Origin of the sequence: Steroidobacter denitrificans (assembly GCF_001579945.1) — a bacterium.
Taxonomy (GTDB): domain Bacteria; phylum Pseudomonadota; class Gammaproteobacteria; order Steroidobacterales; family Steroidobacteraceae; genus Steroidobacter; species Steroidobacter denitrificans.
The window spans coordinates 1,467,159-1,487,351 of the sequence record NZ_CP011971.1; the positions used below are offsets into that span (position 1 = coordinate 1,467,159).

A 20,193-nucleotide genomic window follows, 5' to 3' on the forward strand; every position below is an offset into this window, starting at 1 on the left:
ATGTTGGTAACCGGCGTTCTATTAACGGTTACTGATACGAGCATGCGAGGAGTGATTTACAGGATATGTCCATTTCGCTGACTGCTGCCGCTGCAAATCGGGTCCAGTCGTTCCTGGCGCGTCGCGGCCAAGGAGTGGGTCTGCGGCTGTCGATCAAAAAGACCGGCTGTTCGGGATTCGCCTATGTGGTGAACTATGCCGACGAGATCGGTGCTGACGATATCGTTTTCGAAGACCAGGGTGTGAAGGTGATCGTGGATCGCGACAGCCTGAGTTTCATCGACGGCACGGAAGTGGATTTCGTGAAACAGGGCTTGAACGAGGCGTTTCGCTTTCGTAATCCGAATTCCAAGGGCGAGTGCGGCTGCGGCGAAAGCTTCACCGTCGGCACCTGAGGCTTGCCTGATGCATGGGGGGAGCGCTGCCGGGCTGCCGCTAACCCCTCGCCGCCGTTCGCTTTTCTGACGGCTTTCCGGTCGTCGGTTTGTTGCTGCCGGGAGACCCGCCGGGTAGACTGCGCGCGCAACGCTTGCCCGCCATCTTCGGATGCCTCCGCATCCTTCGGGGCGAAGCTGTGGTCTTACTTTAATTTTAACTATCAACACACTGATTTCATTAGCTGTTCTCACTCTTCGAGGATGACGACGTATATGCCGCTCGAACGCACTCTTTCCATCGTGAAGCCCGATGGCGTACAGAAGAATCTGATCGGCGAGGTTTACCGCCGCTTCGAACAGGCTGGACTCAGGATCATCGCCGCCCGCATGCTGCATTTGACCCAGCGACAGGCGGAGGGTTTCTATGCCGTGCATCGCGAGCGGCCGTTTTTCAAGGATCTGGTGGCCTACATGAGTTCCGGTCCGGTCATCGTACAGGTGCTGGAGGGTGAGAACGCCGTGGCCAGGAATCGAGAGCTGATGGGCGCGACGGATCCGAAAAAGGCCGATAAAGGTACGATTCGCGCAGATCTGGCGGCCAGCATCGAGGAAAACGTGGTGCACGGCTCGGACAGCGTAGAGAATGCGGCCAACGAAATCGCCTTCTTTTTCGCCGCGGCCGATCTGTGCCCCAGGACACGTTGACGGGGCTGTAGGCGTCGCATCGTCGTAACGAAGGACCCTGATCCGGACCCGGCATGCACCCTTGAGATGAATGTTGCGGCAATGAATGCGTCGGCCGGCAAAACGAATCTGCTCGGGCTCACACGCTCCGAGCTCGAAGCGTTCATCACCGGGATGGGCGAGAAACCCTTTCGGGCGCGGCAGCTGCTGAGATGGCTGTACAAGCGCAATGTCAGCGATTTCGATCAAATGACGGATCTGGCGAAAGGCTTTCGCGAACGCCTGCGGGAAATCGCCCGGATCCGCACGCCCGAAGTCCGGCGCCTGCAGGTATCTGCGGATGGCACGCGTAAATGGTTGCTGGCCATGGACGGAACGCAGGGCATCGAAATGGTCTTCATTCCCGAGCCCGGCCGCGGCACCCTGTGTATTTCCAGCCAGGTCGGCTGCGCCATGGATTGCTCTTTCTGCTCCACGGCGCAGCAGGGATTCAATCGCAACTTAAGCGTGGCGGAAATCGTGGGCCAGGTATGGCTGGCGAACCGTGAACTGGGTTATCAGCCGGGTGGCGACCGGGTGATCACGAATGTGGTGTTCATGGGTATGGGCGAGCCGCTGGCCAATTATCGCAACGTGGTGCCGGCAGCCGAAATCCTCATGGATGATTTAGGCTTCGATATTTCGCGGCGCCGGGTCACCGTCAGCACCTCGGGTCTGGTGCCGCAGATGCTCAAGCTGGCACGCGAGACAAACTGCGCGCTGGCCGTGTCGCTGCATGCGCCGAACGACGCGCTGCGCGACCAGTTGGTGCCGATCAATCGCCGGCATCCCATCGCGGAATTGCTGGAGGCTTGCTGGACGTACGTGGACCGGCAGAATGCCCGCAGTATCACCTTCGAATATGTGATGCTCGAGGGTATCAACGATCAGCCGGAACATGCGTTCGAATTGGTACAGCTGTTGAAGGGGCGTCCGGCAAAAATGAACCTGATTCCGTTCAACCCGTTTCCGGGGACCAGCTACCGGCGTTCCAGCGCGGCGACGATCGAGCGTTTCCGCGACATCCTCAATACCCATGGGGTGATCGCGACGACACGTCGCACGCGCGGCGACGACATCGATGCGGCCTGCGGTCAATTGGTCGGTCGTGTGCACAATCGCGCCACGGTGCGCCTGGGGTCGAAGTTGGCCTGCCTGGCGGTGCAGCCATGAAAAATCTTCGGAAAAAAGGCTCCTTGAAAAAGATAGGCTTCGGTGGCGAAAATCCCGGAGGATCCGCGGCCGCCGTTTCGATGGACCGCTGCCTGAGGGGTGCGGCACTGAGCTTGAGCCTGAGTCTGGCGTTGCTTTCAGGTTGCGTAAACAACAACCCGCAGATCAGCAAGCCGCAGCCCGAGCGTGCCGCCGAGATCAATCTGCATCTCGCCATCGACCATCTGCGCAAGGGCAACCTGCAGCAGGCCAAGGAAAAGATCGATCGATCGCTCCAGCAGAACCCGCGTGATGGCCAGGCCCACAGCGTCGCGGCGTTGTTGTACGGACGCCTGGGCGATACCGACAAGACGGATATGCATTATCAGCGCGCCATCTCGCTGCTGCCGCAGGATCCGCAGATCAAGAACAATTACTCGGCGTATTTGTGTCAACGCGATCACTATGCTCGCGGCGAGAAACTGGCCTTGGAGGCTGCGGAGAATCCACTGTACAAGACGCCGGAGTTCGGTTTCCTGAATGCCGGCAATTGTGCCCGCAATGCAGGTAACATGGTCCGCGCCGAGCAGCATTACCGGCGCGCTCTGCAGATCAGGCCAAGATTCGGCGAGGCACTGATGCAGATGGCGGAACTGGAATATCAGCAGCAGCAGTACTTGTCGGCGCGGGCATTTCTGGAGCGCTACCTGGCGGTATCGAAGACCAATCCCGCCAGCTTGTGGCTGGGGGTGCGCATCGAACGGGGCCTGGGCAATGAGTCTCAGGCTCGGCAATACGCGCAACGCCTCAAGGACGAATATCCGACGGCGGTGCAGACGAGCGAACTGCTGGAGTCCGAGCGGAATCCCGGATGAATACGCCCCCGGGGGAGGAAGCTGCATCCGGTCCCGGGATGAACGGCCAGCCTGTTTCCGGCGTGCACGGCGATTCCGCCTGCAATTCGGATCCGCCTCATGACGGCGAGGACGGCGGGTTGCTGGGTGCGGTGCTGCGAGCGCGCCGCGAAGCGCTCGGCCTGACGATCCGGCAGGCGGCCGAGGCACTATATCTGGATCCGACCATGGTTGCGGCGCTCGAGACGGACCGATTCGCTGCGCTGGGTGCGCCGGTATACGCAAGAGGGCACTTGCGCAAGTATGCAATCGTGCTGGGCCTGTCGCCGGAATGGGCGATCGAACGCTATGAGGCACTGGCCGAGGTTCCCGCGCTGCCGCCGGTGCCGGTACCGGCCGCCGGCCTGCAACGGCGCGAGCGTCCTGCATCGAAACTGCCGCAGTGGATCACCTCCATGCTGTTGGCGGCAGGTGTGGCCGGGGGAGTGTATGGTTTGTATCAGGAGCGGTCTGCGGATGGGCGGAACGTCTCCGTAAAGGACTCGAGCAAGAGACCGGGCGAGGTCACCGGAGCGGTTCCGGAAGGAGGCCTCTCCATGGCGGGCCCGTCCATGACCGAGGAGATCTCCGCGCCGGCGGCGGCTCGTCCGCTCGAGCAGATTTCGCAGCAAGCGCTTGCGGCCGGGACGGCGGAGGAAACTTCGCCCGGCGAGGACTCCGGTATCGCCGCGACCCGCCCGCAGGGCGTATCGGCTCCCGGGAGCACGGCAGCGTCCGAGATGCGTTTGCAGTTGGCGTTCACGGGTCCTTCGTGGACCGAGGTCTATGACGCCGCCGGCAAGCAGTTGGTGTTCGGCATGGGAACCGCGGAAACAGTATACGACACCACCGGCGTACCGCCGCTGCAGGTGATTCTGGGCTATGCCTCGACGGTGAGTGTGCGAGTGAATGGTCAGGCGATCATCATCCCGCGCCGGGCGGGCAGAAATACCGCCCGGTTCATCATTGCGCCCGACGGTTCAGCGATGGAAGTCGAGTCGATTGAAGAATGAGGTTCGAAGTGGCGCCCAAGGTATTCGAAAAGCAATGACCCGGCAGCAGATCCAGCCGCCCCGCGGCATGAACGATGTACTGCCGGTACATACGCCCGCGTGGCAACAGCTCGAGGGTATGGCGCGAGCGCTGTTCTCGGCTTACGGGTATCAGGAAATCCGAGTGCCGATCGTCGAGTACACGGCCTTGTTCAAACGCTCCATCGGTGAGTACACCGATATCGTACAGAAGGAAATGTTCACGTTCGAGGATCCGGGCGGGGACTCGCTGACGCTGCGTCCGGAGGCGACCGCGGGGATCGTGCGCGCCATGATCTCGAACGGACTGCTGCACAACCAGCGCCATCGGGTATGGTGTGCCGGGCCGATGTTTCGCCACGAAAAACCCCAGCGTGGCCGTTTTCGTCAGTTTCATCAAATCGATGTCGAGGCATTCGGCTATGCCGGTCCCGATATCGATGCCGAACAGATCATGCTGAGCGCGCGGCTGCTGCGGCGTACGGGTGTGCGGCGTCTGACCTTGAACCTGAATTCGCTGGGCACGGCGGAATCGCGCCGTGGATACCGGGATAAGCTGGTGGCCTACTTCGGCGCCCACAAGTCGCGGCTGGATGCGGATAGTCTGCGGCGCCTGGAGGGCAATCCCCTGCGTATCCTGGATAGCAAGAATCCCGACCTGCAGGATCTCATCGCGGCGGCGCCGCTGCTCACGGAATCGCTGGACGAGGCATCGCGGCAGCACTTCGATGGAGTTTGCCGGCACCTGGACGCCGTGGGTATCGACTATGTCGTCAATCCTCGGCTGGTGCGTGGGCTGGATTATTATTCCCATACGGTGTTCGAATGGCTGACGACGGAACTCGGTTCACAGGGTGCCGTCTGCTCCGGCGGCCGATATGATGGGCTGGTGACTCAATTAGGCGGTGAACCGACGCCGGCGGTCGGCTGGGCGATGGGACAGGAGCGCATCGTGGAACTGTTGCGTGTGCAGCATGGTGATCCGTCCGCCGCGGCGCCCGACGCCTACTTGGTGATCGCGGGTGCTGCCGCCGAGGCGCAGGGCCTGATGCTGGCGGAACGGCTGCGCGATGCCTGTCCGAAGCTGCGCCTGGAAGTCAATTGCGGCGGCGGCAGCTTCAAGTCGCAGCTCAAGCGTGCCGACAAAAGCGGCGCGCGCTGGGCGATCATTCTCGGCGATATGGAAACCGACCGGCGCGTCGCGGGTCTGAAGTCCTTGCGCGTCGAGGCGCCGCAGGTAGAGATCGGCTGGGACGAACTGCCGCAGGAATTGACCAAGAGACTGGATTGATTTATGGCCGACGATTATTTGTCTGATCGCGAGCAGGAAGAGGCGCTGCGTGAATGGTGGCGCGAGAACTGGCGCTGGATCATCGGCGGCGTCGGCCTGGGTCTGGTCATGCTGCTTGGATGGCGTTCCTGGGAGCTGCAACGCGAATCGCGCGCCCATGACGCATCCCGCGACTATGCGCAGTTCCAGGCGGCGCTGGAGCGGCGCGACGTGGAGCAGGCCGAGCGGCTGCTGCTCGATCTGGTGTCGGATCACGGCGCCAGTGCATATGTGCAGCAAGGCCGCCTGAAGCTGGCGAAGGCCGAGGTCGAAGCCGGTAATTTCGACCAGGCCCTGACGCTGCTCACCGCCGCGGCGGAGGCCTCCAAGGATAAGGAACTTGCGAGCATCGCTCGTCTGCGTGCCGCGCGGTTGCTGATCCAGCAGGGCAAGTACGATGCGGCGCTGGCGCTGTTGAAAGCCGATCAGGCCGGGGCCTTTGTCGCGCAGATGCGCGAGATTCGCGGTGACGCCATGATGGCCAAGGGCGATCCGGTCGCCGCGCGCGCCGAGTATGCCGCCGCGCTGTCCGCGGCCGGCATGGATGCGGGAGGAGGACAGATCGATTTGGCTCTGCTGCAGCTGAAATTGCAGGATGCCGGCGGTGGTGCCGGTACCGGCGGCGGATCGCCGGGACAGCCATGATGGAGCGCGTCATGCACGGCTTCAACAACTCGATTCTGCGTCCCGCCGCGGCAGCCTTGATCCTGGTCTTGTCCATGGCCGTCCTGGCCGGATGCAGCAAGGACAAGCGAGTGGATCCGCCGGCGGAGCTGGTGGACTTCAAGCCCAGTCTGAAAGTGCAGCGTCTGTGGGCCGCCAGCCTGGGCGGAAATTCCGAACGGCTGCGCCTGGCATTGCGTCCGGTACTCGCTGAAGGCGTATTGTACGCCGCCGCGCACAATGGCGAGGTGATGGCCGTCAATGCCCAAAACGGCCGCCGGAATTGGTTGGCGAAGACCAAGCGTCCGTTATCGGCGGGACCGGCGGTCGGCGGCAGCCTGCTGGTGGTGGCGTCCAGCGATGGCGATGTCATCGCGCTCGAGGCCGACAGCGGCCGGGAACGCTGGCGCCGAGCGGTCGGTAGCGAGGTGCTGGCCAGCCCGCTGATCCTGGAGGACAGCGTGGTGATCCGCACGGTGGATGGCCACTTGGAATCGATGTCCAGCACGGACGGCACGCAGCGCTGGTCGATCAATGAGCAGGTGCCGCGTCTGACGCTGCGCGGGACTGCGCCGCCGGTGTTCGCGGGCGGGCGTATCATTGCCGGCTTCGACAGCGGCAAGGTGCTGGCGGTCGATCCGCGCAGCGGCGAGGTGTTATGGGATACGGTGGTGAATGCGCCGCGCGGACGTACCGAGCTGGAGCGGCTGGCCGATATCGATGCGCCCGTGCGGGTTTCGGGCGACGATGTTTTCGTGGCCGGCTTCCAAGGTCGCGTGGCCATGCTGGCGCTGGACTCCGGGCAGATCTGGTGGGCGCGCGACGCTTCCAGCTACCGCGGCTTTGCACTCGATGAGCGCTACCTGTATCTGACCAATGCCGATGGCGTGGTCGTGGCCATGCGCCGCAGTGACGGCGCAGTGCAATGGGAACAGGACGCCATGAAGCGCCGCGGGCTGACCGCACCCGCCATCGATGGCGATGCGCTGGTGGTCGGTGACTTCGAGGGCTATCTGCATTGGCTGGACAGGTCCAACGGTAAGATCCTCGCGCGTCAAAAGACCGATGGCAAGCGCATCACGAACGCCGCAGCGGTGGCCGATGGGGGCGTGTTCGTGCAGACGGATTCGGGTAAGGTGCTGGCCTTTCGCAGCGTGGCTCCGGTGCCGGACGCAGACTCCTGATCCACAGCGGTCTGAACTTCCGGTTTCGGCCCTCGTTCAGACCATGCCACATGATCGGCCACATGATCGGCCATACGCCGGTCGCACGGCCGGTCACTGGCCGGTCAGGCACGAGCGCTGCCGTAGCCTGGCTCGAAGACGCGCATCGCCGGCTCTCGAGCCGGAGTTCATTCCTTCCAGTCGGATCGTTCATCATGTTGCCCGTCATCGCACTCGTCGGTCGCCCCAATGTCGGCAAGTCGACGCTGTTCAACCTGTTGACCGGCACGCGTGACGCCCTGGTGGCGGATCAGCCCGGGCTGACGCGCGATCGCCAGTACGGTTACGGCAAGCTAGGCGCCATTCCCTACCTGGTGGTCGATACCGGTGGACTGGTCGATGATGCGCAGGGCGTGGAACAACTGATGGCGCGCCAGACCCTGCGCGCGATCGAGGATGCCGACCGGGTCTTGTTCCTGGTCGACGCGCGAGCGGGCAGTACGCCTTCCGATCACCATATCGCACGCAACTTGCGGCGGCTGGGTAAGCAGGTCATCGTCGTAGCGAACAAGGCCGAAGGTCTCGATGCTACGAGTGCTGCCGCGGAGTTCTACCCGCTGGGATTGGGTGATCCGCAACCGATTTCCGCGGTCCGCGGCGATGGGGTACGCGCGCTGATGGAGCGTGCGCTGGAGGACGTGCAGGCCACGATGCCGGCGGATGCTGCGGGACCGGACGATATCCGCGTCGCAGTGATCGGACGGCCGAATGTCGGCAAATCCACCTTGATCAATCGGCTGCTGGGCGAGGATCGCCTGATCGCATTCGATCAGCCCGGTACGACCCGGGATGCAGTCCACGTGCCGTTCGAGCGTGACGGACATCGCTATCTGCTGATCGATACCGCCGGCGTGCGCCGGCGCGCGCGCGTGGAAGAGGCGGTGGAGAAGTTCAGCATCGTCAAGGCGCTGCAGGCGGTGGATACCGCGAACGTGGTCATCGGGGTGATCGATGCGCACGACACGGTGGCGGAGCAGGATGCGAGCTTGTTCGGGCTGGTGGCCGAACGCGGCCGGGCGCTGGTGATTGCAGTCAACAAGTGGGACGGCATCCCCGCCGACAAACGCGATGAGATTCGCGCGGGGTTGGACCTGCGCCTGCCGTTCCTGGATTTCGCTCCCATTCATTTCATTTCAGCTCTGCATGGCACCGGCGTCGGGGAGTTGATGCGGGCCGTTCATCGTGCCTACGAGGCATCGATGCGCGAGATGCCGACACCGGAATTAACGCGTGTACTGGAGAGCGCGGTCCAGCAGCATCAACCGCCGCTGGTGCGCGGTCGGCGCATCAAATTGCGCTACGCTCATCAGGGTGGGCGCAATCCGCCGATCATCGTCGTTCATGGCAACCAGGTACAGCATGTGCCGGATGCGTATCGGCGCTATTTGAGCAATGTGTTCCGCAGGAACTTCAACCTGGAAGGCACGCCGGTGCGGGTGGAGTTCCGCTCCGATGAAAATCCGTTCAAGGGCAAGCGTAACCCGCTCACGCCCCGGCAGGCGCGCTCGCGCCGGCGGCTGTTGCGGCGGGTGAAGCGGTAGGAAACGAGATGAATGCGGCGAGAAAAATTCTAAAACTGGATCGGCCGTTCGAGATGCATCGCGGCGGGACCTTGCAGGGTGTCGAGATCGCCTACGAAACCTGGGGCGACCCGGCGCACCGCGGCGACAACGCGATCCTGATTTTCACCGGTTTGACGCCCTCCGCGCATGCCGCCTCCTCGGAGTCGGATCCATCACCGGGCTGGTGGGAGGACATGATCGGACCGGGTCGGCCGATCGATACACGCCGTTTTTTCGTGATCTGTGTGAACTCGCTGGGTAGTCCTTTTGGATCGACCTCGCCGGTGTCCATCAATCCGGCCACGGGCCGAGCTTACCGGTTAACCTTCCCGGTGTTGACCGTGGAGGATATTGCGCACGCAGGACACGAGGTCGTCGTCTCGCTGGGCATCGAGAAGCTGCTGGCGGTTGTGGGCCCCTCGCTGGGCGGTATGACGGTACTGGCCTATTGCGCCTTGTTTCCGGGGGCGGCGCGCAGCGTCGTGTCGATCTCCGCGGCCGCGCGTTCCTTGCCGTTTGCGATCGCACTGCGTTCGCTGCAGCGTGAAATCATCCGGCGCGATTCGGCCTGGCGTGAAGGCGACTATGCCGCGGATGCGATTCCGGTGGAGGGCATGCGCCTGGCGCGCAAGCTGGGCATGATCACCTATCGATCGGCAAAGGAATGGGGGCTGCGCTTCGGACGCGAGCGCGCGGATCTGCAGCGCCGGCCGGGAGATCCCTTCGGCATCGATTTCGAGGTGGAGTCCTATCTGGAGAATCATGCGGAAAAGTTCACCGGCCAATATGATCCGAACTGTTATTTGTATATTTCGCGCGCCATGGATCTGTTCGACCTCGCCGATCACGGCGGCTCGGTGAACGAGGCGCTCAGGCGCTTCACGGTAGAGCGTGCACTGGTGATCGGTGTGGAGACCGATCTGTTGTTTCCGATCGAACAGCAGCAGGAGCTGGCGGAGGGGCTGGCTGCCGGAGGTCGGGAGGTGACGTTCGTGCGGCTGCCCTCGTTGCAGGGGCATGATTCATTCCTGGTCGATATGGACCGGTTCCGGCCGGTGATCGCAGAGTTCTTGGGTTCCATGTGAGGCACGGCCGCTCCGGCGCGGAACCTTCATGTTACGCACGGGGTGCAGTCGAGAGTGAAGAGATCAGATCGGATGCAGAACGAGATTCGAATCGGCAGCGATGCCGGCGCCGCTGCCTGGATCGAGCGCGACATGGCGGTCGTATGGCACGGCTTCACCCAGATGGAGTGCTATGGGCGCAACGCGCCGCTGATCGTCGAACGGGCCGAGGGGCGCGAGCTGATCGATGTGGATGGCCGGCGCTACCTGGATGCGATTTCCTCGCTGTGGGTGACGACCCTGGGCCATCGGGTACCGGAACTGGATGCCGCATTACGCGACCAGATCGATCGAGTGGCGCATTCCACCTTGCTGGGTAACGGTAACCGGGTGGTGATCGAACTGGCCGAGGCGCTGGCGCAGGTCGTGCCGATGGACCAGCCGCATTTCCTGTTTGCTGCCGACGGCGCCTCGGCAGTGGAACAATCGTTGAAGATCGCCTTCCAGTACTGGCGCAACATCGGGCACGGGCAGGGACGCGATACCTATCTGGCCTTCGGGGAGGCCTATCATGGCGATACCGTAGGTGGCTTGTCCGTGGGTGGCGGCGGCTTCGGCACCGAGGTTTTCCAGCCATTGCGTTTTCCGGTACTGCGAGCGCCGTCGTTCGCGCGGAAGGATGCGCTGCGCGAGGCGGCGCGGATGGTGGAGACGCATGCACAGCGTCTGGCGGCCGTGATCGTCGAGCCGATGGTACAGGGTGCGGCGGGCATGCTGATCGCCCCGGCAGGGGATTTTCTGCAGTTGCAGCAGGCCTGCGAACGCACCGGCGTGTTGCTGATCTGCGATGAGGTGGCAACGGGCTTCGGGCGTACCGGCAGCTTGTTCGCCGCGGAACAATGCGGCCTGCGTCCGGATCTGATGTGCCTGGGCAAGGGGATCACCGGCGGTTATCTGCCGATGTCGGCCAGTGTGGCCAATCGGCGGGTGTACGAGGCGTTCCTGGGACCGGATCTGAGCGAACGCACTTTCTATCATGGTCATTCCTATGGGGGTAATGCCCTGGCTGCGGCGGTGGCCCTGCGGCATTTGTCGTTGCTCAAGCAATGGAATGTACTCGACAATGTGCGGGCGCGTTCGGCGCAGCTGGAGGCCAGCCTGCGCGCCAGCGAGCGATTGCGCGCTGCCGCCCGGGACATTCGTGTCGCCGGGCTGATGTGCGCGATCGAGCTGGCCGGTGACGACGCACAGCGGCGCCTGGCGCGGCGAACCTGTGCGGCAATGGTGCGCCGGGGCGTGCTGGCGCGCTCGTTGGGCAGCAATGTGATTCTGGTGCCGCCGCTGACGGTCACTGCCGCTGAGATCGAGCGCATCGTGGCTACCTTGGCGGCGGCGCTGGGCGATGTATTGGATGAAGTCGCGGTGCTCGACGAGGCCGGCGCATGAAGGAGGGGGCGGGGATGGACTCGCCCAGGCGGTTTTCACACTGGGCCCAGGGAGAGCTCGAGGAGATTCGAGCCGCCGATCGCTGGCGGGCCACCGTGGCATTCGACGGTGAGAGCGTCGCGGGCCGGGTCGGCGCGCGCGATATGATCAGCTTCGCCTCCAACGATTATCTGGGGCTGTCATCGCACACCAGGGTGCGTGCGGCGGCGATCGAGGCGGTCGAACGGCTGGGAGGCGGTTCGAGCGCTTCGCGCCTGATCACCGGGACCCGCTCCCTGCATCATGAACTGGAAGCGGCGCTGGCGCAGTGGAAGGGCACACCGCGAGCATTGCTTTTTTCCACCGGCTACGCGGCGAACCTGGGGGTGCTGCAAGTGTTCGGTGCGGCGGATGTCACGATCTTCAGCGATGAGCTGAATCATGCATCCATCATCGATGGCTGCCGCCTGTCGCGCGCACGCGCGCGGGTGTTCCGGCACAACGATATGGCGCATCTGCGCCAGTTGCTGGAGACGACGCCGGGACGCAGGATCGTCGTCACCGAGGCGGTGTTCTCGATGGATGGGGATGCTGCTCCGCTACAGGCGCTGGGCGAATTGTGCGCCTTGCATGGCGCCTTGCTGATCGTGGACGAGGCGCACAGCGTGCTGGGCCCCGAGTGGCCGCTGAACTGCACGGATCTGGAATATCTACGCCTGGGCACCTTGTCCAAGACCCTGGGTTCCTTGGGCGGCTGGGTGGCGGGTTCCGCCGACATGATCGACCTGCTGGTGAACCGGGCGCGTACCTTCATTTTCACGACCGCGCCGACGCCAGCCAACACGGCCGCCGCGCTGGCGGCATTATCGGTGTATCGCAGCGAAGAAGGCGCCGCGCTGCGCGCGCGCCTGCGCAGCCTGATCGACTTGCTGCGTCCGGGCCACCCATCCGCAATCCTGCCGTACATCCTGGGCGAGAATGCCCGGGCGATCGATGCAGCCCGGCAGCTGTTCGGTCTTGGTGTGTATGTCCCGGCGATTCGTCCGCCGACGGTGCCGGTAGGTACGGCGCGTCTGCGGGTGGCCTTGTCGGCGGCTCACACCCAGGAGATGGTATTGCGCTTGCGTGATGCGCTGACCCAGCTGGGAGCCGGATGATGCGACCCCGCTGGCTGCTGGTCGTGGCCGGTACGGGCACGGAGGTCGGCAAGACCTGGGCGGCCTGCCGAGTGCTGGAGCAGGCGCGCTGGCGAGGTCGGTGCGTGGCGGTGCGCAAGCCGGCGCAGTCCTACCGGGAGGGCGAGGGACTGACGGATGCGCAACAGCTGGGCGCGGCCTCGGGCGAGGCGCCGCAGCGGGTATGCCCGCCGCATCGCGGGTATCCGCTGGCGATGGCGCCGCCCATGGCGGCGGATGCCCTGGGTCGTTCGCCGCTGTGGCTCGATGAGCTGATGTCGGAGCTGGTGTGGCCGGCAGGCGTCGACCTGGGAGTGGTGGAAACCGCCGGAGGGCTGTATTCGCCGATCACGCACGATGCGGACAATGTGCGTCTGATCGAACGCCTGGCACCCGATGCAGTGCTGTTGGTCGCCGATGCCGGCCTGGGGACGTTGAACGCCGTTCGCTCGTCCTTGCCGGCCTTGGAGGGGCAACACGTCGAGGTCTTCCTGAACCGTTTCGATGCGGCTCAGGAACTGCATCGTCGCAACCGGGACTGGCTGCTGCGCGAGGGCATCCGCGTGACGACGGATGTCGAGATCTTGGCAGAGATGGCGGCACCCGGCCTGATTCCATCCAGTCCGGGCTGATCGATGCGGATTCGATCCGAATTTCCGCTCTGGATTTTGGGGCCGGGCTTATGAACCGGCGTCCATCAGGAACAATGCCGGATCCACCATGGCTCGATTCAAGGCCACGCCCCAGTGCAGATGCGGACCGGTGACACGGCCCGTGGCGCCGACCGTGCCGATCACCTGACCGCGCTCCACCCGGTCGCCAAGCCCAACGTGCATCGTATCCAGATGGCAGTACATCGTGACCAGGCCATGGCCATGATCGATGTACAGCGTATTGCCGTTGAAAAAGAAATTGCCGGATTCCACCACCCTGCCGGGCGCGGGCGAATGGATCGGCGTGCCCCGGGGGGCGGCGATATCCATGCCTGAATGCGGATTGCGGGGCTGGCCGTTGAAGACCCGGCGCGAGCCGTAGGAGTCCGAACGCTGCCCCTTCACCGGCGCATCCAGACGCAGCGCCGGCGCGCCGTCGATGCTGAACAGGGACAATGCAGCATCCGAGCGTTCGGTCTCCTTGCGGATGCGCACGAGATCCTCCGGGTTGGGGTTTACCTGGCGCTGGTTCTGCAGCGTCAGGTGCTGGGTGCGGTATTGCTTGTCGCCGACCCGGAAGGCTACGCTCGCCGGACCCTGCGCGGTACGCAGTTCAAGCCTGTGTTCGCCGGGTTTGGCGCTGAGCGGAATGCCCACGACGGCAAGCCAGCGATCGCCCTGCGCGATGATGGCGGTGCGGCGGCCATCGAAGCTTGCCACCGGCGCGACGATGCTCGTTCCGGCACGATGCCCTGCTGCGGCGATCCGCGCTGGAAGCGGCACCAGCGCGATCCCGCCAGGCACGCGGCTTTCACGGGGCAGCCAGGGCGCGGCCTCTTGAGCGCAGACGGCGTGCGTCCAGGCGAACAGAAGGCTCGCCAGCAACAGGCACGCGGCCATGAGCGACGTCATTGAGGATCCCGGGGCGGCGGCTCGGAAGCCCATTCTGGCGGATCTTTCGGCGAGGCTGCCATCATTGCAATGATTCATGTCTTGGCGTTCCTGTCGCCGGATCGATCTCGACTGCCGGAGGGAGATGGGATTTCGGGCGACGCTTCAAGCGGCGCGGACGGCGCAGGTTCCTCGATGTGTTCCACCCGCGCCCGGACGGTACCCCGGGCGAGGCGGGCATGGAGCAGCGCGCCGCGGGCGAGGTCGCGTGCGTCCGTGACCACCCTGCCGGCATCATTTGTCACGATGGCATAGCCGCGCCGCAGGGTGGCCAGGGGACTGACGGCATCGAGCGTGCGTGCGGCGATTTCGAAACCTGCGTTGCAGCTTTCCAGGCGCTGGCGCAAGGCCGATGACATGGCGGCACAGGCTGCGTCCACGCGTCCGCGTGCCGCGGCCAGACGCATGGCGGGGGAATGCTGGCGCAGAACGGCGCCGAGATGCAGCATGCCGGCGCGCCGTTCATTGATGTGCGTACGCATGCTGCGCAGCAGGCGCTGTTCGATCTCGTCCAGCCGTTGCGCACGCTGACGTAATTCCACGCCGGGATGCAGCTGTGCCAGTCGCCGCTGCAGCCAGGCGAGCCGGTCATGCCGCTGCGACAACGCGCGCCGGACGGCGGCGCGTGCACGCTGCGTCAGGGCGATGATGTTGCGCACCCATTCTTCGCTGTCGGGGACGACGAGTTCGGCAGCCCCCGAGGGCGTCGGCGCGCGCAGGTCGGCGACGAAGTCGGCGATGGTGAAATCCACCTCGTGGCCGATACCGCTGATCATCGGAATCGGACTGGCGGCGATTGCGCGGGCGACGATTTCCTCGTTGAATGCCCACAAATCCTCGAGCGAGCCGCCGCCTCGCGCCAATATCAGGACGTCACACTCGGCGCGGCGTCCGGCGAGATGGATCATGGCCGCGATCCGGCCGGCCGCCGCCGCTCCCTGCACCTGCACGGGATAGATCAACACCGGAATCGAACGAAAACGACGCCGCAGGATGTTGAGCACATCCCTTACAGCGGCACCGGTGGAAGAAGTGATGATGCCGATGCGCCGGGGAAGTCTGGGCAGCGGGCGCTTACGCGCAGTGTCGAACAGGCCTTCCGCAGCCAGCTTGGTCTTGAGCGCCTCGAAACGCTGCCGCAGCACGCCTTCGCCGGCTTCTTCGATGTGCTCGGCAATGAACTGGTAGTCCCCGCGGGGTTCGTACAGGCTGATGCGTCCGCGCGCGAGCACGTGCATGCCGTCCCGAGGCGTGAAGCGGGCGGCGAGATTGCGCTGGCGAAACATCGCGCAGCGCAGCTGCGCCGACTCGTCTTTGAGTGAAAAATACCAGTGTCCGGAGGAAGGTCGAGAAAGATTGGAGATTTCACCTTCCAGCCATAGCGAGGGCAGTCCATGTTCCAGCAGGATGCGTGCCTCCCGGTTCAGCCGGCCCGGGGTGTAGATATCGCGGGTATCAGCGGGGCTCGATCCGAATGCCAGGCCGGGAGCCGTGGCGGCGCCGCTGCCGGAGTCTGTCCCCGGCGCCACTCCAGGTGCGGCCGAGTCGGGTACGCCTGGAGCGCCGGCGTCCGGCTCCGATGGCGTCGCCGGGGCGGGAGCGGAGAAATCGAATTCGAGATCGTGACCCATGGGCGAAGGCTACCGGTTCGGAGCCAGGAGCGACAGGGCGGCGAATGACGGCGAGGATCGCCGGGGATTCTTCTGGGGATGCGTACTGTTTCCCGGGACATTCCCGGCGGCGATGCGCGACCGGGATCGTACGCTCGGAAGGTGCCGAGCCGGCATGGAATAATCCTCGGCAGACATAATCCTCGGCAGACATGGCGAGCGACTTAGACGAGGCGTACAATGCCGTGCTTTCATCGATACTCGCGAGCTTCAGCATGCGTATTCTCGAGGAAGCACTCACCTTCGACGACGTGCTTCTGGTGCCGGCGTACTCCGATTTCCTGCCGCGCGAAGCCGATCTTGGTTCCCAGCTGACACCCACAATCCGCCTCAATCTGCCCATTCTGTCCGCCGCCATGGATACGGTGACCGAAGCCCGCCTGGCCATCACCATGGCGCAGGAAGGCGGCATGGGCATCATCCACAAGAATATGACTATTGTGGGTCAGGCACGTGAAGTCGGACGGGTCAAGAAGTACGAAAGCGGTGTCATTCATGATCCGATCACGACCTCACCGGACAAGACGATCCGCGAAGTGCTGGAGCTGACGCGTTCCAAGAACATTTCCGGTGTGCCGGTGGTGGTGGGCTCGAAGGCCGTGGGGATCGTTACGCACCGCGACCTGCGATTCGAGACCAAGCTGGATTCGCCGGTGTCTTCCGTCATGACTCCTCAGGAACGATTGATCACCGTGCGCGAGAATGCGCCCAAGGACGAGGTGCTGCTGCTGCTGCATCGGCATCGCATCGAGAAGGTGCTGGTGGTCGACCAGGAGTTCAATCTCAAGGGCATGATCACCGTCAAGGATTTCCAGAAGGCCACCGAGTTTCCGCGCGCCTCGAAGGATGAGCGCGGTGCTTTGCGGGTCGGGGCGGCCGTGGGCACCGGGGCCGATACGATGGAACGGGTCGCCGCGCTGCGCGAGGCGCGGGTGGATGTGATCGTGGTGGATACCGCGCACGGTCATTCCTCAGGCGTGCTGCGGATGATTCGCGAGATCAAGCGCACCTGGAAGGACCAGCAAGTCATCGGCGGCAATATCGTGACAGCCGATGCCGCCAGTGCCCTGGTCGAGGCGGGTGTGGACGCCGTCAAGGTCGGTATCGGTCCGGGGTCGATCTGCACGACACGGGTCGTGGCAGGCGTGGGCGTGCCGCAGATCACTGCCGTGGCGAATGTAGCCGCTGCCTTGAAGAACACCGGCATTCCCTTGATCGCAGACGGCGGCATCCGTTATTCCGGTGATATCGCCAAGGCGCTGGTGGCAGGCGCGCACTGCGTGATGATGGGCGGTATGTTCGCGGGTACCGAAGAGTCCCCAGGCGAAGTGGAGCTGTACCAGGGTGCTTCCTATAAGTCCTACCGGGGCATGGGTTCTCTGGGCGCCATGTCCCAGTCGCATGGCTCGAAGGATCGCTACTTCCAGGATGCCACGGAGGAATTGGAGAAGCTGGTCCCGGAAGGCGTGGAAGGGCGCGTGTTGTACAAGGGGTCCCTGGTGGCCATCCTGCATCAGCTGGCCGGCGGATTGCGTGCAGCCATGGGCTACACCGGCTCGCGCACGATCGAGGAATTGCGTGCGCGTCCGTCGTTCGTACGCATCACCGGTGCCGGTATGCGCGAAAGCCATGTGCATGATGTGAAGATCACCAAGGAAGCGCCGAACTATCGCATCAGCTGACGTTCATGGGCGGATGCGATCCGCTCGCCGGTGCGGTTTTATTCGTGTCGACCCAGGCGGTTCGTTGCGCCTGTTTGCAGCGGTGTTCGTGCCATGCCTGGCGTAATCCGAGGCATCGATCGGGTCGACCGGCCGCCGTGACGCCGAACCGCTGAGCCGCTGAACAGCCGAACAGCCGAATAGCCAAACCGTTGTCGTTGTCGTTGTCGTTGTCGTTCAACCAAGAGGCTTCCTGTGAACGCCCCGCCCGTACCCATAAGCAACAACTCGCATCCATCCGATGCTCCGGCCGATTCCCTGGCTGATTCCAAGGCCAAAGACGCCAAGGATATGGCCGTCGACATCCATGCACATCGTATTCTGATCCTGGACTTCGGCGCGCAATACACACAGCTGATCGCACGGCGGGTGCGTGAAAGCGGGGTCTATTGCGAAATCCATCCCTGGGACATGAGCGACGAGGAGGTACGAGCCTTCGGCGCGCGCGGGGTGATTCTTTCGGGTGGACCGGAATCGGTCACGCAGATCCACTCGCCGGCGGCCCCGAATGCGATATTCGAGCTGGGGGTGCCGGTGCTGGGCATCTGCTACGGCATGCAGACCATGGCGCAGCAGCTGGGCGGCCGGGTCACGGCCGCTGTGCATCGGGAGTTCGGTTATGCGCAGGTGACGATGGTGGCACCGTGCCGCCTGTTCGATGGGCTGCGCGATCACTCGGACGCTCAGGGGCGAGCGGTGCTGGATGTGTGGATGAGCCATGGTGATCGTGTCGATGAGCTGCCGCCGGGCTTTGTGGCTACGGGTTCCACGAACAGTGTGCCGCTGGCCGCCATGGCGGATGAGTCGCGTCGCTACTATGGTGTGCAATTCCATCCGGAAGTGACTCATACCTTGCAGGGCATGCAGTTGCTGGAGCGTTTCGTGCGAGAGATCTGCGGTTGCGAGGCACGCTGGGACGCGGACAACATCATCGCCGATTCGATCTCACGAGTGCGTGAACAGGTGGGCTCCGATCATGTGCTGCTGGGCCTGTCCGGAGGCGTGGACTCCTCGGTGGTGGCGGCGCTGCTGCACCAGGCCATCGGCCGGCAGCTGACCTGCGTATTCGTCGATCACGGCCTGCTGCGCCAGGGAGAGGGCGATCAGGTGATGGAGACCTTCGCCAGGCACATGGGTGTGAGGGTGATCAGGGTCAATGCCGAGGAACGCTTCCTGGAGGCCCTCAAGGGCGAGGAGGCTCCCGAGCGCAAGCGCAAGATCATCGGCCGCCTGTTCGTGGAGGTGTTCGAGGAGGAGTCAGCGAAGCTGCAGGGCATTCACTGGCTGGCACAGGGCACGATCTATCCGGACGTGATCGAATCCGCCGGTGCCGGCATCAAGATGCCCGACGGCACTGTCCGTGCCGGCAAGGCACAGATGATCAAGAGTCACCACAATGTCGGCGGTCTGCCGGAAAACATGAAGCTGAAGCTCCTGGAACCGTTGCGCGAACTGTTCAAGGACGAGGTGCGTCGCATCGGCGTGGAGCTGGGACTGCCGCGCGAGATGGTGTACCGCCATCCGTTCCCCGGCCCGGGCTTGGGAGTGCGCATTCTGGGCGAGGTCACGAAGCGATACGCCGATCTGCTGCGCAAGGCCGACGCCATCTATATCGAGGAACTGCGCAGGCACGATTTGTACGATCGCAGCAGCCAGGCGTTCGCCGTGTTTCTACCGGTGCGTTCGGTCGCCGTCATGGGGGATGGCCGACGCTATGAGTACGTCATCGCCCTGCGTTCGGTCGAGACGATCGACTTCATGACGGCGCGCTGGTCGCGCCTGCCATATGAATTCCTGGAACGGGTCGCCAGCCGCATCATCAACGAGGTCGATGGCATTTCGCGAGTGACATACGACATTTCCAGCAAGCCGCCGGCAACGATCGAGTGGGAGTGAGGGGGTCGAGACAGCCCGCCGGGGCTGTCTCCAGCCTCGTCGTCGGGCGGCGCGCAAGCCGCGATAGGAAAGGGGCGCCGCGGGCGAAGCGCCTTACGATGTGTTCGGCAGCACTTGATCGTCTCCTTGAGTTCGGTTGGGGAAAGGTCCCGTGGCGCGCGTCGGGGCCTTGGTTGTAGGTACGTATTTCCGCGAGAAAGCGTCGGACTACGGCGCGACCGGCACGGCTGCGGGCCTTCGATAACGGTTCGAACGACAACCAAGCTCGATCAGTACCCCAGGCCCAGGACGCTCGGGCCGGCGCTGCCGATTTCAGGGTGCCGGACCGCCGTGCGGTGGTCTGGTTCCGGGCCATAGGTTCCGCTTGACGGAATCTCTAACGCGGATCATCATATTGCATGATTCGCTCATTCGCGTGCGCCGATACCGAGGCCTTGTTTCACAGCCGCTCGGTATCCCGCTTCCGCAACATCGAGCGCGTCGCGAGGCGTAAGTTGCTCCAGATCCACGCCGCCACCGAGCTTGCCAGCCTGCGAATCCCGCCGGGCAACCGGCTGGAGGCGCTGAGGGCCGACCGCAAGGGTCAGCACAGCATTCGCATCAACGACCAGTGGCGGATCTGTTTCGTCTGGAAGTCGGATGGAGCGCACAACGTCGAGATCGTGGACTACCACTAGGAGTTCG

19 protein-coding genes are annotated in these 20,193 nt (G+C 63.9%); 16 read left to right on the forward strand and 3 right to left on the reverse strand.

The genetic code is table 11. From position 1 onward, the window contains the following. The first annotated feature begins 65 nt into the window (after positions 1–65). From iscA to bioD, 13 genes are all read left to right on the forward strand, one after another. Complete coding sequence (iscA, locus tag ACG33_RS06580; protein WP_066919739.1) at positions 66–395, forward strand: iron-sulfur cluster assembly protein IscA; 330 nt, start codon at positions 66–68, stop codon at positions 393–395. A 255-nt stretch (positions 396–650) separates the two neighbouring features. After that, a complete protein-coding gene (ndk, locus tag ACG33_RS06585; RefSeq protein WP_066922930.1) occupies positions 651–1,082 on the forward strand; it encodes a nucleoside-diphosphate kinase in 432 nt (143 codons plus the stop codon). 81 nt (positions 1,083–1,163) lie between these two features. Further along, positions 1,164–2,273, forward strand: a complete 1,110-nt coding sequence (gene rlmN / locus ACG33_RS06590; RefSeq protein WP_066922932.1) for a 23S rRNA (adenine(2503)-C(2))-methyltransferase RlmN — start codon at positions 1,164–1,166, stop codon at positions 2,271–2,273. Next, entirely contained in the window at positions 2,270–3,127 is an 858-nt protein-coding gene (gene pilW / locus ACG33_RS06595) for a type IV pilus biogenesis/stability protein PilW (RefSeq protein ID WP_066919741.1), read from the forward strand. The genes rlmN and pilW overlap by 4 nt, the downstream gene beginning before the upstream one ends. Next, a complete protein-coding gene (locus tag ACG33_RS06600) occupies positions 3,124–4,158 on the forward strand; it encodes a helix-turn-helix domain-containing protein (protein ID WP_083536513.1) in 1,035 nt (344 codons plus the stop codon). Before pilW ends, ACG33_RS06600 begins: the two co-directional genes overlap by 4 nt. Before the next feature lie 34 nt (positions 4,159–4,192). Next, entirely contained in the window at positions 4,193–5,467 is a 1,275-nt protein-coding gene (hisS, locus tag ACG33_RS06605) for a histidine--tRNA ligase (RefSeq protein ID WP_066919746.1), read from the forward strand. Between the two features lie 3 nt (positions 5,468–5,470). After that, entirely contained in the window at positions 5,471–6,151 is a 681-nt protein-coding gene (locus tag ACG33_RS06610; protein ID WP_066919748.1) for a YfgM family protein, read from the forward strand. Continuing rightward, a complete protein-coding gene (bamB, locus tag ACG33_RS06615; protein WP_083536514.1) occupies positions 6,148–7,353 on the forward strand; it encodes an outer membrane protein assembly factor BamB in 1,206 nt (401 codons plus the stop codon). The genes ACG33_RS06610 and bamB overlap by 4 nt, the downstream gene beginning before the upstream one ends. Positions 7,354–7,547: 194 nt before the next feature. Next, entirely contained in the window at positions 7,548–8,933 is a 1,386-nt protein-coding gene (gene der / locus ACG33_RS06620; protein WP_066922934.1) for a ribosome biogenesis GTPase Der, read from the forward strand. A gap of 8 nt (positions 8,934–8,941) precedes the next feature. Beyond that, entirely contained in the window at positions 8,942–10,039 is a 1,098-nt protein-coding gene (gene metX, locus ACG33_RS06625; RefSeq protein ID WP_066919752.1) for a homoserine O-acetyltransferase MetX, read from the forward strand. Positions 10,040–10,111: 72 nt separating this feature from the next. Further along, positions 10,112–11,464, forward strand: a complete 1,353-nt coding sequence (bioA, locus tag ACG33_RS06630; protein ID WP_066919755.1) for an adenosylmethionine--8-amino-7-oxononanoate transaminase — start codon at positions 10,112–10,114, stop codon at positions 11,462–11,464. Positions 11,465–11,478: 14 nt separating this feature from the next. Next, entirely contained in the window at positions 11,479–12,600 is a 1,122-nt protein-coding gene (locus tag ACG33_RS06635) for an aminotransferase class I/II-fold pyridoxal phosphate-dependent enzyme (protein ID WP_168160033.1), read from the forward strand. After that, positions 12,597–13,250, forward strand: coding sequence for an ATP-dependent dethiobiotin synthetase BioD (gene bioD, locus ACG33_RS06640; RefSeq protein WP_066919759.1), 654 nt, complete (start codon positions 12,597–12,599; stop codon positions 13,248–13,250). The genes ACG33_RS06635 and bioD overlap by 4 nt, the downstream gene beginning before the upstream one ends. Positions 13,251–13,298: 48 nt before the next feature. Here the strand turns inward: bioD and ACG33_RS06645 are convergent, their stop codons facing one another. Beyond that, complete coding sequence (locus tag ACG33_RS06645; RefSeq protein ID WP_066919761.1) at positions 13,299–14,183, reverse strand: M23 family metallopeptidase; 885 nt, start codon at positions 14,181–14,183, stop codon at positions 13,299–13,301. Positions 14,184–14,257: 74 nt separating this feature from the next. Then, on the reverse strand, positions 14,258–15,853 hold the full coding sequence (xseA, locus tag ACG33_RS06650; protein WP_083536515.1) for an exodeoxyribonuclease VII large subunit: 1,596 nt from the start codon (positions 15,851–15,853) through the stop codon (positions 14,258–14,260). A gap of 254 nt (positions 15,854–16,107) precedes the next feature. Between xseA and guaB the strand changes: the two genes are divergently transcribed. After that, positions 16,108–17,574 carry an IMP dehydrogenase gene (gene guaB, locus ACG33_RS06655; protein WP_066922936.1) on the forward strand — a complete coding sequence of 489 codons (1,467 nt, stop codon included), beginning with the start codon at positions 16,108–16,110 and terminating at the stop codon, positions 17,572–17,574. Here guaB and ACG33_RS06660 read toward each other — a convergent pair. Further along, positions 17,567–17,794, reverse strand: a complete 228-nt coding sequence (locus ACG33_RS06660; RefSeq protein WP_066919763.1) for a hypothetical protein — start codon at positions 17,792–17,794, stop codon at positions 17,567–17,569. The genes guaB and ACG33_RS06660 overlap by 8 nt on opposite strands. 110 nt (positions 17,795–17,904) lie before the next feature. Between ACG33_RS06660 and guaA the strand changes: the two genes are divergently transcribed. Further along, positions 17,905–19,509 carry a glutamine-hydrolyzing GMP synthase gene (gene guaA, locus ACG33_RS06665; protein WP_066922939.1) on the forward strand — a complete coding sequence of 535 codons (1,605 nt, stop codon included), beginning with the start codon at positions 17,905–17,907 and terminating at the stop codon, positions 19,507–19,509. Between the two features lie 398 nt (positions 19,510–19,907). Further along, entirely contained in the window at positions 19,908–20,186 is a 279-nt protein-coding gene (locus tag ACG33_RS06670) for a type II toxin-antitoxin system RelE/ParE family toxin (protein WP_066919765.1), read from the forward strand. Positions 20,187–20,193 lie beyond the last annotated feature (7 nt).

What these genes read in the sequence shown, in the direction of transcription:
- guaA (WP_066922939.1), top strand. Translation starts at nt 17,905, where the DNA reads ATGGCCGTCGACATCCATGCACATCGTATTCTGATCCTGGACTTCGGC.
- metX (WP_066919752.1), top strand. Translation starts at nt 8,942, where the DNA reads ATGAATGCGGCGAGAAAAATTCTAAAACTGGATCGGCCGTTCGAGATG.
- ACG33_RS06600 (WP_083536513.1), top strand. Translation starts at nt 3,124, where the DNA reads ATGAATACGCCCCCGGGGGAGGAAGCTGCATCCGGTCCCGGGATGAAC.
- bioD (WP_066919759.1), top strand. Translation starts at nt 12,597, where the DNA reads ATGATGCGACCCCGCTGGCTGCTGGTCGTGGCCGGTACGGGCACGGAG.
- hisS (WP_066919746.1), top strand. Translation starts at nt 4,193, where the DNA reads ATGACCCGGCAGCAGATCCAGCCGCCCCGCGGCATGAACGATGTACTG.
- ACG33_RS06610 (WP_066919748.1), top strand. Translation starts at nt 5,471, where the DNA reads ATGGCCGACGATTATTTGTCTGATCGCGAGCAGGAAGAGGCGCTGCGT.
- bamB (WP_083536514.1), top strand. Translation starts at nt 6,148, where the DNA reads ATGATGGAGCGCGTCATGCACGGCTTCAACAACTCGATTCTGCGTCCC.
- ACG33_RS06645 (WP_066919761.1), bottom strand. Translation starts at nt 14,183, where the DNA reads ATGACGTCGCTCATGGCCGCGTGCCTGTTGCTGGCGAGCCTTCTGTTC.
- rlmN (WP_066922932.1), top strand. Translation starts at nt 1,164, where the DNA reads ATGAATGCGTCGGCCGGCAAAACGAATCTGCTCGGGCTCACACGCTCC.
- ACG33_RS06635 (WP_168160033.1), top strand. Translation starts at nt 11,479, where the DNA reads ATGGACTCGCCCAGGCGGTTTTCACACTGGGCCCAGGGAGAGCTCGAG.
- ACG33_RS06670 (WP_066919765.1), top strand. Translation starts at nt 19,908, where the DNA reads ATGATTCGCTCATTCGCGTGCGCCGATACCGAGGCCTTGTTTCACAGC.
- pilW (WP_066919741.1), top strand. Translation starts at nt 2,270, where the DNA reads ATGAAAAATCTTCGGAAAAAAGGCTCCTTGAAAAAGATAGGCTTCGGT.
- ndk (WP_066922930.1), top strand. Translation starts at nt 651, where the DNA reads ATGCCGCTCGAACGCACTCTTTCCATCGTGAAGCCCGATGGCGTACAG.
- bioA (WP_066919755.1), top strand. Translation starts at nt 10,112, where the DNA reads ATGCAGAACGAGATTCGAATCGGCAGCGATGCCGGCGCCGCTGCCTGG.
- iscA (WP_066919739.1), top strand. Translation starts at nt 66, where the DNA reads ATGTCCATTTCGCTGACTGCTGCCGCTGCAAATCGGGTCCAGTCGTTC.
- guaB (WP_066922936.1), top strand. Translation starts at nt 16,108, where the DNA reads ATGCGTATTCTCGAGGAAGCACTCACCTTCGACGACGTGCTTCTGGTG.
- der (WP_066922934.1), top strand. Translation starts at nt 7,548, where the DNA reads ATGTTGCCCGTCATCGCACTCGTCGGTCGCCCCAATGTCGGCAAGTCG.
- xseA (WP_083536515.1), bottom strand. Translation starts at nt 15,853, where the DNA reads ATGGGTCACGATCTCGAATTCGATTTCTCCGCTCCCGCCCCGGCGACG.